13 protein-coding genes and 1 tRNA gene are annotated in these 14,124 nt (G+C 62.2%); 9 read left to right on the forward strand and 5 right to left on the reverse strand.

The window, feature by feature from the left end; translation table 11 throughout:
• The coding region (locus tag ENE75_RS25385; RefSeq protein ID WP_233259103.1) for a hypothetical protein at positions 1 to 186 on the reverse strand (186 nt) is incomplete at its 3' end.
• Here ENE75_RS25385 and ENE75_RS15120 point away from each other — a divergent pair.
• From ENE75_RS15120 to ENE75_RS15165, 9 genes are all read left to right on the forward strand, one after another.
• Positions 173 to 868, forward strand: a complete 696-nt coding sequence (locus ENE75_RS15120; protein WP_128199175.1) for a primase-helicase family protein — start codon at positions 173 to 175, stop codon at positions 866 to 868. The two genes, ENE75_RS25385 and ENE75_RS15120, sit on opposite strands and share 14 nt — an antisense overlap.
• A 664-nt stretch (positions 869 to 1,532) precedes the next feature.
• Complete coding sequence (locus ENE75_RS15130; RefSeq protein ID WP_128199177.1) at positions 1,533 to 2,531, forward strand: hypothetical protein; 999 nt, start codon at positions 1,533 to 1,535, stop codon at positions 2,529 to 2,531.
• Between the two features lie 309 nt (positions 2,532 to 2,840).
• Positions 2,841 to 3,152, forward strand: coding sequence for a hypothetical protein (locus ENE75_RS15135; RefSeq protein WP_128199178.1), 312 nt, complete (start codon positions 2,841 to 2,843; stop codon positions 3,150 to 3,152).
• A 929-nt stretch (positions 3,153 to 4,081) separates the two neighbouring features.
• Entirely contained in the window at positions 4,082 to 5,884 is a 1,803-nt protein-coding gene (locus ENE75_RS15140) for a DUF262 domain-containing protein (RefSeq protein WP_158288963.1), read from the forward strand.
• The gene (locus ENE75_RS15145) at positions 5,884 to 8,730 is read left to right on the forward strand and encodes a Z1 domain-containing protein (protein WP_128199180.1); all 2,847 of its coding nucleotides are present in this window, start codon (positions 5,884 to 5,886) and stop codon (positions 8,728 to 8,730) included. Before ENE75_RS15140 ends, ENE75_RS15145 begins: the two co-directional genes overlap by 1 nt.
• Entirely contained in the window at positions 8,727 to 9,785 is a 1,059-nt protein-coding gene (locus ENE75_RS15150; protein ID WP_128199181.1) for a PD-(D/E)XK motif protein, read from the forward strand. Before ENE75_RS15145 ends, ENE75_RS15150 begins: the two co-directional genes overlap by 4 nt.
• A gap of 91 nt (positions 9,786 to 9,876) precedes the next feature.
• Complete coding sequence (locus ENE75_RS15155; protein WP_128199182.1) at positions 9,877 to 11,211, forward strand: DNA cytosine methyltransferase; 1,335 nt, start codon at positions 9,877 to 9,879, stop codon at positions 11,209 to 11,211.
• A gap of 25 nt (positions 11,212 to 11,236) precedes the next feature.
• Positions 11,237 to 11,725, forward strand: a complete 489-nt coding sequence (locus ENE75_RS15160; protein ID WP_128199183.1) for a hypothetical protein — start codon at positions 11,237 to 11,239, stop codon at positions 11,723 to 11,725.
• Positions 11,722 to 12,459: a hypothetical protein gene (locus ENE75_RS15165; RefSeq protein WP_128199184.1), complete on the forward strand. Its 738-nt coding sequence runs from the start codon at positions 11,722 to 11,724 to the stop codon at positions 12,457 to 12,459. The genes ENE75_RS15160 and ENE75_RS15165 overlap by 4 nt, the downstream gene beginning before the upstream one ends.
• A 122-nt stretch (positions 12,460 to 12,581) precedes the next feature.
• On the opposite strand, the gene ENE75_RS15170 is transcribed toward ENE75_RS15165, so the two are convergent.
• From ENE75_RS15170 to lysM, 4 genes are all read right to left on the reverse strand, one after another.
• Positions 12,582 to 12,658: transfer RNA gene (locus ENE75_RS15170), tRNA-Pro, on the reverse strand.
• A 7-nt stretch (positions 12,659 to 12,665) separates the two neighbouring features.
• A complete protein-coding gene (locus ENE75_RS15175; protein ID WP_128199185.1) occupies positions 12,666 to 13,163 on the reverse strand; it encodes a hypothetical protein in 498 nt (165 codons plus the stop codon).
• Positions 13,120 to 13,617 carry a ribonuclease E activity regulator RraA gene (gene rraA, locus ENE75_RS15180; RefSeq protein ID WP_128199186.1) on the reverse strand — a complete coding sequence of 166 codons (498 nt, stop codon included), beginning with the start codon at positions 13,615 to 13,617 and terminating at the stop codon, positions 13,120 to 13,122. Before rraA ends, ENE75_RS15175 begins: the two co-directional genes overlap by 44 nt.
• A 10-nt stretch (positions 13,618 to 13,627) precedes the next feature.
• Positions 13,628 to 14,092: a peptidoglycan-binding protein LysM gene (gene lysM, locus ENE75_RS15185; RefSeq protein WP_128199187.1), complete on the reverse strand. Its 465-nt coding sequence runs from the start codon at positions 14,090 to 14,092 to the stop codon at positions 13,628 to 13,630.
• Positions 14,093 to 14,124 lie beyond the last annotated feature (32 nt).

The following is a 14,124-nucleotide window of genomic DNA, read 5'->3' on the forward strand; positions in this document are numbered from 1 at the left end:
GGCCATCGCGGACACCTGAGATACGATGAACCCAGTCACCCGCATGCCCTGTGCGCTGTCCGCCATCGGCGTGAAACGGTGTCCGCGATCAGCGTGAAACGGGTGTCCGCGATCGCTGAAATGCGCATCCGACGAAGGCTGGCACGCAGGATCGAAGGAAGCCGAGGGCGTGATGAAGGGCCTCATCACGGAGCCGACGCTGGTCATCGAAGGCAAGCACAAGGACGCTCGGGGCGGTGTACCGAACCGGCTCAAGCTCATGGTCTTGTCGAACTACGACTGGGTGGTGCCAGCCGGCGCGGACGAGCGCCGCTACTGCGTCATCGACGTGCCCGGCGACCGTGCACAGGACCAAGGCTACTTCGGCAAGCTGAACGCCTGGCTTGACGCCGACGGTGCGCGCATCTTCCTGCACTACCTACTGAACCGCGACCTGTCAGGGTTCAACCCACGTGTCGCGCCCCGCACTGCGGCACTGGACGCCCAGAAGATCGCCGCGATGTCGGCGGTGGATCGGTGGCTGCTCGAAGCGCTGGACACCGGCATCCTCCCGCGCTATCACCTGCCAGCCGCTGAGTGGAGCGAAGCCGGAGTCGAGCTTCGCTGCGATGAAGCCGTCGGCTCCCTCGCGGAGCGCGGGGTGCGACTGAGAAGCCGGGCAGCCGGCAAGGACGCCAGAGAAATCGGAAAGCGCCTGCAGCAGGTCTTCGGCTGCGGCCCCGCCGCCGCCAGGGCAGGTCAACAGCCCGCTGAACGGGACACCCCGCGGCCGACGTGGCGAGCGTGGTCATTGCCAGGTCTGACGGAGGCCAGGGCGCGGGCCGCCAAGGCGTTCGGCCTGACGTACTACGCGTGGGGGCAAGCGTGACGGCGGGCACACGTCCCCACCCACGCACTGGCGGCAGGGCCAGGGCGGAGCCCCTGCTGCATACGCTGAATACGAGGGCCGTCCCGGAGCGTGTGCACGGATGGCCAGCATTCATGCGGCTTGTAGCGATGAATACGATGAATACGATCTTTCTCAAAAGTTTAGAGAAAGCACACAGAGCCAGTGCCAGTCAAAAGCACGCACTGACATTGGCAACAAGTTGCTGGACTGCACATTCATCGTATACATCGTATTTCTTCAATGAATTCAAAGACTTAGCGTGTAGCGCAACTCCGCGTGTTCGTATTCATCGTATACAGGCGGCCTAGATGCGGACGCCGACTGACGACGTTCGGCCTGGTGCCAAGGGCACTGCCCGTGCCCGCCGCCGACTAGCCAAACTAGCCCGGCTCGTCGAGCGATGGTGGCACGCCGTGCCCGATGCCGAGCGCCACGCCTACTACAGCCCCGCCGAACTAGCCGCGCACGTCGGCGCCCCGATCAGCGCCCTGGCTGCCGCCCTGGAATTGCTGGGCTGGCAACGCGGCGCCGTGACGCTCAAGGGCAAACGCATCGCCTACTGGGCCGCGCCCGGCCATCCACCTATCCAACTGCAGCGGGGCCGCCCTGCAGAAGTTGCACGTGACGACAGGGGGAGATACGCATGAGCCACCAATACACCAACGAGATGGAAGACACCAACGACATCGCGTCCGAACTCGCAGCAGTCGCTGCCGCGATGCTCAGGTACACCGACGGCGGGCATCCGTATCGCGTTGCCCAGACTCTGACCGGATCGCCACGGCGCTTTGAGCGCCGAGAGACTGTTGCAGCGTATGCGACGCTGATTCATCAGGCATCCGAAGCCTGGGCCGGCTTGCGGTCGCTGCGGGATGCCTTGCCCGACCCAGATCTCGCGGCGTGGATCTCCGAGCGCCATGCGCGGCTGCAACCTGCGGACGCCTTCGAGCAGCGTGGCGAACTGCTGGCCGATGCTGGTGATGCGTTCGCTGCGCTTGTGCATGCGGTAGTCACCGCCCGTGACGACCTCGAATGCCCCCGCCGCGATACGGGCAGCCGCGCCCGCCGTGTTCGGGCATTGGCCAGCCTGCGCAGCGCGCCGGCCACGCTAGCCGCGCTGATGGTCGAGCAGCTCGTGCCAGCCGCCCAGCAGGTCGGGCACGCCCTCACGTTCATGGAGGTGCCCGGGTACGAGCACAAGCACCGCGCCGTCGAGCACTTGCAGCGGCACCTGAACAGCACGCTTGACCTGCTGGTGCGCGCGTCCACCACAGTGCGCCAGATGGATCGCGCAGCGCTGCAGGCGGAACTGCGAAAGTTCGGCAGGTTCTGGGCGCCGTTCTTCATGGTTGCATCTGTCGTGGAACTGCTGGCGCTGCTGATCCATGAGAACGCCGACGAACTGATTCTGCGTCTTCCCGCCAGGGGCTGGGCCGCTGACTTCCCGGAGGCAGCGAGTCATGCAAACGGCGCCGTGCGTAATGGTCTGCAGTTGGCCCTGGCGAATGGCGGCGGCGGTGCGCACTTGCTTTCCTTCATGGAGGGGCGCTATCGGACACGAGGCGATGCGCTCGACCTGGCTGCGCGGGCCGGGCTAGTGCCGATGCGCGTCGCGTCGTGGTTCATGCCCAAACGCTGGTAAGGCACCTCGTCCAAATCCGTAGCCAAAGCCCCTGGGTAGGCCGCCATCACGGAGGGAGCGCAGGCGGGGGGCCAGGCTATCGAGGCCCGTTGTCCCATGGCACCCCCACCCCTCCGGTGGGGGTGCCCGGAGACGGCGGGCGGTTGCAGTTTTCAATTGGCATGCAACCCAATTGAGTTGCCGCTAGCGTCTCTCTAACGCATTAGCGCAAAGACTAGTCGGGATTGCTTTGCGGCGGTTTCGTGTGAATTGCTATCGTTTAGTTGCGCATTCGAGATGCACGAATCATTGAACTAACTGGAGCAATTCATGAACGCCTGCCGATTCCAGCGAATCACCGCTGAAGAACTCGACGCAGCACTCGGCACCCCGGCCACGTCCCGCCCGACTAGCCGCACCAGCCTGGCCGACTACCTGGAGCGTGCCGCGTCGTGCGACGCCGACCTGTCAGACCTGGACGACCTGGACGACCTGCTGACCAAAGCGGCGGACGGCGCCGCCACCGCCGCACAGATGGCCGAGCTAGAAGCGTGGACACGCTTCTTGCAGCAGGAAGCCAACACCCTTGCCGCCATTGTCGCCTGCCCGGACGAGCGGGCCAGCATCAACCCGATGCCCTGACCAACTCGCCATGCCCGCCCGGAGAGCCGGGCGGGTGAATCCCCGCGCACACCACGAGGCCCACGCAATGAGACGCAAGGCAGCGCCCGCCCCTGCGTCTGCACAGGCCCGCCTAGCCGCGCTGGAACAGTCGCCGATACAGACGCACAGCCATTTGGCCGCTCCGCTGGCCGAGGTGTGCGACAGCCACTTCGGCATGACCTACCGCGAAGCCTGCATGGTAGCAGCGCGCCACTTGTTACCGGTGCCGACCTTCGAGCTGCGCGCCGGCCGGAAGTCGCCATGGAGCCATGGAAACTGAGCGTCGCACACCTGGCCGAGCACATCGAAGCTGCGGCACAGGCTAGCACTAACGAGAGGGAACGCATGCGCATCTAGACCTTGAACAATCACCCAATGCCCGAAGCACCATTCGGGAACTTCCCAGGCCGCTGCATTGCCACTCACTATGCGAACAGCGGCTTGCCTACATTGGCATCCGTGAATCGCATGGCTTTGGCGCTCAGCTAGTAGGGCTGCTCAGACAAAAGCCAGGTAGTTTAAAAGCGCAGATACTTGCTTTCTGTCGGTCACTTCATGACCAAGGTCTGGCAGGCGGCCATGGATTCGCTGCGATCCTCAATGCTGGTTGGGTCGGACCAGCACCGTGAGCGATTCGACACGCTCCAAGATGTCGATACCTTCGGCCCGTCGCGGTGCGTGAGCAAACCGCCGGGCTTTCAACCTAGACAGCATGCTCCGACGCAAGCTGAGCGGCCACCGACGGGTCTGCGTAGGATTGCGGCGCCGACGAGGCTTAAGATTGGTGCCCAAGCTAGGCGCGGGGAAGCACCGGCGACGCATGCGCGACCGCGCAGTGGGACAACTGCTGCAGAAGGTGCGTCACACCGGATTGCCATGACACAGAACTATTGACAAGGGGAATGCACTTGGAAGATCTCGATCTGGATCAGATTGCGACGCTGCTGTCGGAACTATCGCAACCCAGTGTGCTGCCAAAGGTCGATGGACGCCACCACGTGCGGGCGTTCGACGCGGCTGATGTCGATTTCTGCACGAGCAACTGGCTGTACCGAGTTCTGGACGTCATGCCTTGGCTCAACTTGGACGCCAGCTTTGACTCGCAAGAACTTCCCAAGGCAGTGGCGTTTCGCCTGTTTGACGAATTATCTCCCGGGAAGTCCGAGGCGAGCTTTCAGATCAATGACACGTATGTTGTGATTACGGCCTTGGGTGCGCAGACGCTTGAGGATCGGCTAAGCCGGGCCGTTGGCCACCGCAGTGTCTTCTTGCAGATGCTTGAGGACGAACTGTCGATTGCGGCCGCGACAGAAGCTTGGATCGAAGCGTGGAACGAGGCGCCGGCGACAGAGCCGCTGTCTATCAACGCAACGGTCGACAAATGGCGGATTCAAGATTTTGCCGGCCGCGCGAGATCGATGCAACTTGATCTGAACCCAACCTACCAGCGGGACTTTGTCTGGTCAAACGCGGATTCGCAGACGCTGATCGAGTCGATCCTTCGAGGCATTCCACTGCCTTCGATTATTCTTGCGCGCGGTTCGGGCAATCAAAGATATCAGATTGTGGATGGCAAGCAACGCTTGACTGCAATATTGCGCTTCATGGGTGCGCACCCGGAAGGGTTGCAAAATGCCAAAGCAATGGTGGACTTTAATATATTTGATACAAACTTTGCACAGTTCGCGAGGCGCAACAACCTTAGGGCAACAGACATCAGAGAAAAGTACCTGCCGTTTAAGACCAAGAAATACGCTGACGAGAACGATCCGCTGACGTCTCTTGGTGGCCGTTACTACTGCGAGATCAGGGACAAGTCAGTTCGGATTGCGGGCGAAAACATAACCGTCGCTGACTTGTTCGAGCGTACGTGCGATTATTTTATCCCAGTGTTAATCTATCGTGACACCCAAGTTCGGGATATCCACAAGGTCTTCAGAATCTACAACCAACAGGGCACAAAGCTGAATGCGGAGGAGATCCGCAATGCAGTTTTCAACCATCTAGTGATTTCGAGGATGATGCTCTTCGTCAGCGGCGACAGACCTGAGCCGGAGATCGCTCCCGAACTCGTGAGCGCCGGAATCGATCCGACGTCAACGCATGAGATCATTGATGCCCTAGGATTTCGCGTCAATCGGTTTCGCCGAACGAAGGTCCTCTTGTGGACCGTGGCTACCCTCATCCTCAAACCAACCCAGGCGCCGGACGGCGTGTACAGAACGCCGTCAACTGCCAGCCATATTGACGAGTTTTTGCGCGCCATTGAGGATGGGACGCTACGTCAGTTCCGTTCGCGGTCAACCCTTGAGAATCTGGCCCGGGATCTCGTCGGCGCGCTCGCGCTCCACCAAAGCAGCGAGGCCGCCTGGCATCCAAAGTTTCGCCGTAAGGGCAAGAGCGAAATGGCCTCCAAGTGGGAGGAACTCCCCGTCGTCGGAAGCTTGATCGCCTGCTTGGTGCTGACGATCACGGGTCAAGAACAAAGGCTAGAAGAGGGAATTGATGCCGTGCGAGAGTTAACCTCCAAGATGTTGGGACCGCAGAGCACACAGAACAAGACGCAGTGGGCACACATCGCTAGTTCTGCAACCAGGATACTTGAGGAGTTGGGCATCGGCTTGGAGGACGCTCACTCCGCGGTACTCGAGAGGTACGGCGAGAGCGCCATCGAAGCGTTGGCCAACATCCGCAAGCTCTCGACAAACTGATGCGTGGCGTAGAACCGGGCTTCGGCCCAGCCACGGTTGTGCCCGCTGATGACCCCCCGACGACGGGTGATACCACTGCGCCCGGCGACGGCGGCGGGGTATGGTGGACACGCTACCGTGATGCAATATCGGGGCGGCTGTCGAAAGCGGCACTGACGGTACTCGAGGCTGACGCGCGGTACATCGCTGGCAAGGCACTTCCTCGAATCGGCAGCGCGCTTGACGTAGGCGCATGGCCCGAATCCAGAGTCCGTACCGGCATGGTCGTCGGCTCTGTGCAGTCCGGCAAGACTGCCAGCATGCTGGCAGTAGCGGCGATGGCGTTAGACGCGGGGGTCGATTTGCTCATCCTCCTTGCAGGCACGCGGGTGGGCTTGTGGCTCCAAACCTATGAGCGTCTACTGGCGCAACTCGATGGATCCACCGTAGACAATGCCTACAGGCGGCGACACACGCGTCTCATCCTGCCACAGCCGTCTGACGTCTTGAATGATCAGCGCGCCGAGCCGGCGCGCTACCTGCAGCGCCCGCTTGCGCGTCAGGCGCTGCGGTCCGGCATTCCAATCATCTGCGTCGTGCCCAAGGAGGACGACCATCTCTTGATGGTGCGCCGATTCCTGTCCGATGTCGTCACCGGTGAATTTCTAGGCAAGCGCGAAAGGCTGTACTCCATTCTGTTGCTAGACGATGAGGCGGACGACGCAAGCATCCTCGACAGCCAGCGCTCCCAAAAGGTGACGCCGCGGTTCATCACAGCGCTTTGGAGCGGTGACCAGGAGGCGTCCACCACGCGCCATGAAAGGATGTATGCGACGTATGTGGCGTACACAGCAACCCCACAGGCGAACATTCTTCAAGCCACACACAATCCTCTCAGTCCGAGAGACTTCGCTGCAGCCTTGCGGACACCAGGGGTTGCGGGAAACGTGCTCCCTCGATCACTAACGTACGCTGAACCGGCCGGCATAGCCTCCTACTACTGCGGGGGAGAGATGTTCTACGAGCGGCTCCGGCACGCGGGGGATGGCTCGCTTTGCGTTTCGGTGCCCTTCCCCGAGTTACGTCCTGTAGAGACGCAGGCCGACTTGTTGGCTAGAAGGGAAGCCCAGCGTTGGGCGATGCTGTCCGATGCTCTGCGGTGCTTCCTCGTCGGGGCTGCGATCCGTAGCCTTGCGCCGGGCTGGGAGCACGCCTTCGATCGTCAACATTTGTTTGGCACGGAGCCAGAGGCGCGGCGCACTTCGGCCCTTGCGCACACGATGTTGATTCATCCGTCGGCGCGCAAAGAGGACCACTTCACCACTGCGGTCGACATCATCCGCTGGGCGCATGCGGAGCCAGGTCTCGAAGGGGAGACCGAAGTCAGTACCGAGATTGATGAAGCGCCGGGTCTCTTCGCTGCAGCTCTTGCGACGCGAATGGCGAAAGAGGAGTCAGCATGGTCCGTTTGGTTGCAGCGGTTTGAAGCGTCGCGCATAGCGCTGTCGACGCAGCCGCGGGCCCCCTTTACCCCAATCACAGCGACCGATTGGCCAAAGGTAAAGGCTGCGCTTCTCGAGCGCGTCTTCCCTAACGTGAGGCTGCGCGTCCTCAACAGCGATCCAGCTTCGGATGACCGCCCCTGCTTTGAGCCGATCGGCGAAGACAGCGGCTTTCGTGTAGCGCCAGATTGCTTGTCGATCTTCGTTGCGGGCAACGTTCTTTCGCGAGGTCTAACCCTCGAGGGATTGGCCACGAGCCTCTTTCTGCGCGCTGCCACGGAACCCGCAGCAGACACTCAGATGCAAATGCAGCGATGGTTTGGCTATCGCGGTGGGCATCTCCCGTTTTGTCGAGTGTTTCTCTACGAGGACCAACTGGACCTGTTCAGGCGCTACCACGTCAACGACAACACGCTGAAGACCGAGGTGATGGCGTCGATGGACGGCGCGTCGCAGCCAAGCCGCTCGGGACTAGTCTTGGAGGGAGCAGCATTTGTAGCAACTAGCAAAGTGGACGCCCGCAAGGTCCCGCTGTCCCCGGGTCCGCGGCCTTCAGTTCGGCTAATCAACAGTTCAGACAACAAGTCGGCCAACCACAACTTGGGCGTCGCGGCGGACTTGCTTGACGATGGCGAATGGCGACCTCTTGTAGACGACCGGGGACTAGAGCGTGGTGTCATCCGTTCCGAACCGGTAACTCTCGTGCGCCTCGCGGAAATTCTGGAGTCCCTACGCTACTCGCACCACGACCCTGACCTCAGGGCCGAACTAAGCCAGCGCTGGATCCACTATGCGCGGTTGCTCAGCATCCGCGAGCCGCTGTTTAAGCCGCCGATGCGCACGCCGGGCACCTACGACATAGAACCGCAGTCGTGTCCGTACTCGATCGCAGCTTACTTCAGACTCTGGTCCAGCCTTACTGACAACCGCACTGCCCCGGGCTTTTATCCGACAGATTGGCCCGATATCCCTTGGAACTACGCGGAAGCCCCTCGCACGAGCCCGCCGGAGTTCTATGTCGCCTTTCGGTATGGGGAGCACCGAGCGCGTGATCCGCGTCTGGCGATTAGAGGCGTTCGGGCCGTCGCGCGACAAGCACATTCGAATGGGCGCTCGCTCCAGACGCTATGGGGAACTCGAGGGTACGGGGGGAGCTACTACGGTGACGAGTTCGTCGACTACTATCACCATCAAACTAGGCCCGTTCCAAGTATCCAAGGCGGAGCCACCTGGCGTCCGAGAGGCCATCCGGGCCTTGCCTTGTTTCACGTCGTTAACATTCCAGATGTGCCAATCGATCAACTAGCGATCGGACTAGGAATACCGCATGGCGGACCGGATCACATCGCTGCCTTGAGACCATGAGCGAGATTCAGTATGAATCCTTGCGCTCGGAACTCGAGGCGCTTTCTGTTCCTCGCTCGCAGGCGCGGCACCTCAGATGGCTCGCGGCGCCACTCGCCGTCGCGCGCACAGCTTCTGGTGATTTCGAGGTCTTCATCCGCGGGCCGGAACTGCGGGCGGCTTCGCCGCTCGTTCGACGGCAACTGCAGCATGGTTCCTGGCGCCCTGAGGAGGGCGGCGCGGCATTCTCTGCAAGCCGGGTCGCGCTGCCCTCTGCGCCACACTTCGCGTCGATTGCCGCCCTGATCGCCATTGAGTTGATCCGCGCTGGAGTCGCAGGGCCTCGCGGCGTTCAAGCCGCATTTTCAGACGTCGAGCCGATCATCGAGATGGCCATGCGGCGTGGCGCATTGGCCGACAGCGCGATCATTGGTCTCATAGGGGAACTCACGGTCCTGCGCCAGTTGATCCTGCCGCGCGCCCAGCAGCCTGAGTCGCTGATGCGCTGCCTTGAGTTTTGGCAGGGCTGGCAAGACGGCGGCCGGGACTTTCGAATTGGCGTTCACGCGATAGAGGTGAAGGCAACGCAAGCCGAATCCTCCATCCATGAGTACAGCGGCCTGCATCAACTCGAGCCGCAAGTGCTCCCCTCCGGCCAGTTGGAGCAACTGCACTTACTTAGCATCGGGCTGGCTCCCTCGACCTCTGCAGGCGAGTCGCTGCCGGCGATGGTGGAAAGTATTGCCTCGACCCTGCGATTGGCCACGGGCAGCGAAGAACTAGCGACTGAGTTTGTCAGGCGGGTGGCACTCTATGGACAGCGCTCGGGGGTCGGATATTTGCATGACAGCATGGCCGATTGGAGCGTCTACGCGACGCGCTATGCGCACACCTTTGTGCCCAGGCTCTACCGCCTTGATGACCCGGGGATGCTGCTCCTGACTCGCGCCATGCTTGCCCAGACATTCGTCCAGCCGCACGACTTGGCGTTCACGATGCATGTGCCCGAGTCGGTCTCTGCATTCAACCCAGCGCAGGATTGGGCGTCCGAACTTCAAGCGATGAGCAGTGACTGAGACGCGCCGGCTGCGCTGTACGCACATACAGTCCTGGGTTTACACTAGCGTGGATGTTGCTCGCGGCCCCGGGGTCGCGATTGGGGATGACGTGCACAGAAAGTTCAAGTTTGTTGACCTGTTTGCGGGTTTGGGAGGCTTCCATGTGGCGCTTGAAAGGCTCGGCGGCACCTGCGTATTTGCTGCCGAATGGCAGCCGCACCTTCAGGATCTTTATCTTCAGAACTTCGGCCTCGCACCACACGGTGACATTCGCAGAGTGAAGCTGGCAGCAGTGCCGGACCACGACATGCTGTGCGCAGGCTTCCCATGCCAGCCCTTTTCTAAGGCCGGAGAGCAGCGAGGCTTTGAGTGCACGCGGCAGGGCGACCTGTTCTTCAATGTGGCCGACATCCTAGAGGAGAAGCGGCCGCGCTACTTCATCCTTGAGAACGTCCCGAACCTGCTCCAGCATGATGGCGGTCGAACCTTTGAGCGCATCAAGGGCGTTCTCGAAGAGCTCGAATACAAGGTCGATGCCAAGCGACTCTCCCCACACCAGTTTGGCATTCCGCAGATTCGAGAGCGCGTCTACATCGTCGGCTCCTTAGTTGGCCTCGATGGCTTCAAGTGGCCAATGCCCACGAACTTAGACACTAGCATCACCTCGGTACTCGAGGATCATCCTTCAGACGCGAAGCCGTTGTCGAGGCAAGTAGAGAGTTGCCTTGAGGTGTGGGACGACTTTCTAAGGCGAAGCCCCCCTTCAGTTGACTTGCCCTCCTATCCGCTGTGGTCCATGGAGTTCGGCGCAGACTATCCGTACGACGACGAGACGCCCTTTGCAGTGCTATCGGCTAAGGGGACGCGGGGACTAGCGAAATTCAAGGGGGCGCACGGAGTCTCGCTGCGGCAACTCAGGCCCGATGTCCGATGGGAAGCCCTACCGAGCCACGCGCGCACCGAGCAGTTAGAGTTTCCAAAGTGGAAGCGAGATTTCATTCGTCAGAATCGAGAGTTCTACGCGCAGAACCGCAAATGGATCGATCCGTGGCGGTCCAAGATACTGCGCTTTCCTTCCAGCCTGCAGAAATTTGAATGGAACGTCAAAGGTGGCGAGCGCGACATCTGGCGCTATGTCATTCAGTTTCGGGCATCGGGCGTTCGCGTGAAGAGGCCGACGACTGCGCCTAGTCTGATTGCGATGACAGATACGCAGGTGCCCATCATCGGCTGGGAAAGGCGCTACATGACGCCACGGGAGTGTGCAAGGCTCCAGAGTCTCGAGGACCTTGCGCTCCCGGAAAGCCGCCCTCGCGCATTTGCTGCGCTGGGTAACGCAGTCAATGCGAAGGTCGTGGGCAGCATTGCCTCTTACCTGATCGCTGGTTTCAACGAGTTCATCCCAGCCACCGGACCGGCGCACCGAATGCTCGCGGGTGCGTGACGGATCTTTACTGGACCGACCGAACTTGGACGCACAGTTCGGAGACCGCATCGTCATCGACGGCAAGCCGTGTCGGCTGGGCTGCGAGCCTGGCCTGGCCGCTCATCTCCGCATCGTTGAACGAACGCCAGAGGAAGCCGACGCATCGAACCCTCGAACTACAGCAACGTCATGCTGGCGCGGTGACGTCGTTGAGTGGTGCATCGAGGGCGGGCGGCTGTACCTGACGGGCATAACTGGGCGCTACCGGCTGACAGACGGCCCGCCGCTGTTTGCCGACTGGGTCAGCGGGACGCTGGCCGTTCCGACCGGCAAGATCGTCGAGTACCTGCACCGGGGATATCAGACGCGGACAGAGGGACGGCTGGAACGGCGCATATCCGAGGGTGTAGTGCTTGGTCTGCGTGAGACCGCTATCGAGACTGAGCCCGCAAGGCGGCCACGGGCAGAGGACTCGGAGCGTTCAATCTTCGAGATCCTGCCCATCCAACGGCAGGGAGCTGCCGACATATGACGCGCTTCCGTGCGCGGGTCTTGGTATTGTTCCTGGCCCCGGTCGGAATGGCAGTCGCAGAGGACGCCAGCTACAACCCGTTCGGGATTCCCTTCGGATGGCTGCTGTTGCCTGCGGTATTGTTGCTCGTGGGCGGGTGGCGCCTCCTCGGCCATTTCTTCGCATCGCAGGTGGCGGTTGTCTTTGCCATCGTCGGCGGTGCGCTGGTTGCAGGGTTTGTCGCTCGGCACATGCTTGGTGCCGGCGATTTCTTGACGATCGTCGCAGGCATCGGCGGTGCAGTGCTTGGCTTCCGGGCGCTAACTCGGGCGATCGACAAGTCTGGGTCGGACACTAATGCAGCGCCAGAACCATCAGCAACGGTAGCGCGGCCGCCTTTGCCTGGAGATGCGAATCGTCAGGAAGACAGACCTGTAGACGTCGATCCAGTCCTTCTTCGGGAGGTCGAGGCGGGCAACTTCGCGCGCGTCAAGGTCCTGTTAGACCTGGGCAGGCGCCCTGAGGGTCAGGACAGCGCGGGACGCAGCCTCGTACAGATCGCTGAAGCCCGCCGCGACATTCCGATGATTAGCCTCTTGCGCAGCTACCAACTGTCGCAGGCTGGCCAGACAGGCCACCCGCTTGGCCGGTGCCCGAACTGCGACGAGCTTGCCCTGCTGAGTGCCGTCCACTGCCCGAAGTGTTCGAAGCGCTTAGGCAACACATGGGCGTGCCGGCTCGAACGGACTGACTAACGCGCCAGAGTACGAGCCCCAAGTGCGGCGCTTTGAGGCACCGGATAGGCACCGAGGAGCCCCCAAAGCCGATATGGCGCCCTGCTGTTAGCAGGCACTACCGCTGGACGCCGCGTGAAATATGGTCGGGGTGACACGATTCGAACGTGCGACCCTCTGGTCCCAAACCAGATGCGCTACCAGGCTGCGCTACACCCCGAGACGATTCATTCTACCGGTGCCGGCAGCGCCAGCTGCCGCGCCACGGCAGCACACTGCTGGATGTGCTGCTCGCACACGTAACGCAGCGCCGTGTAGGTGAGCGCCGCAGACACGGCCTGGCCTGCCAGCGGCACGTACTTGGCGGCCTGCTGCGTGGTCAGCCGCACGCCGACGATCTTCAGCAGCTTGAGCACCACGTCGCGCGTGATCACCTTGCCGATCACCATCGCACCGCCGGTGCTGATGGCCTTGTAGACCACCATGCGGCGTTCCGGCGAGAGGCGCTCCACCTGGTCAGGCGACAGGCCAAAGGCCTCGTTGATCTTCGGCAGCAGCTTGATCAGGATGCCGACGTCGGTCACCCAGTCCAGCCCCGGCACCGGCACCGTGGCCACGCCGGCAGCCAGCAGCGCACGCTGCGACACCATGCGCCGGCAACGGCGCACGATGGCCTCGACCTCAGGCGGGAGCGGGGGTGACGACGACACCGTCTTCGTCGGCATACAGCCAGTCTCCCGGGCGCACCCACACGCCCTCGATCTGCAAGGCCACGTCCACCTGACCCGGCGCCTTGCGGTCGCTGGGCATGGGGATCAGAGCGCGGGCAAACAGGCCCACGTCGGCCGCGGCCAGTTCGGCCTTGTCGCGCACGGCGGCATTCACCACCACGCCGGCCCAGCCATTGGCGGCAGCGGCGGCGGCGATGTTGCCGCCCACCAGGGCGCGCCGCACCGAGCCACCGCCGTCGACCACCAGCACCGCACCCGCGCCAGGTGACTCCAGCAGCGCCTTCACGGAAGTGTTGTCCTCGAAGCAGCGCACGGTGCGCACGGGGCCGCAGAACTTCGCCCGCCCACCGTAGCTGGCAAACACCGGCGGCAGCACACGGAATGCACCGTCCGTGTCGCCCTTGCGCGGATCGCAGAGGTCGCAGGTGGAGAAGTCGGCGGCGGTCATGGTCGATGGATCACAGCGGCGGGATGCGCAGCATCTGGCCCGGGTAGATCTTGTCCGGGTGCTTGAGCATGGGCTTGTTGGCCTCGAAGATCACCGGGTACTTGTTGGCGTCGCCGTAGAACTTCTTGGCGATCTTCGACAGGTTGTCGCCGCTGACCACGGTGTGGTACTGCGCCTCGGGCGCCGGCGTGACGACAACGATCAGATCGTTGACCTTGGCCACGCCGGCCACGTTGCCGCAGCACAGGAGGATCTTCTCCTTCGTGGCCTGGTCGGCCACCTGGCCGTCGACGGTCACCGTCTCCGTGGCGGGATCGAAGGCCACGTTCAAGCCGTCGGTGGCGATGCCCTGCTGCTGGATGTAGTCGACGATGGACTTTGCCGCGACCTCGGGCTTCGGCGGCTCGGCGGCCTTGGCGCTGCCGATGCCGAACAGCTTCTCACCGGCTTCCTTGATGAAACTCAGCAGACCCATGGTTCCTCCTGTTGGTTGGGTTCGGTCGGTTG

The organism is Rubrivivax albus (assembly GCF_004016515.1).
Taxonomy (GTDB): domain Bacteria; phylum Pseudomonadota; class Gammaproteobacteria; order Burkholderiales; family Burkholderiaceae_C; genus Rubrivivax; species Rubrivivax albus.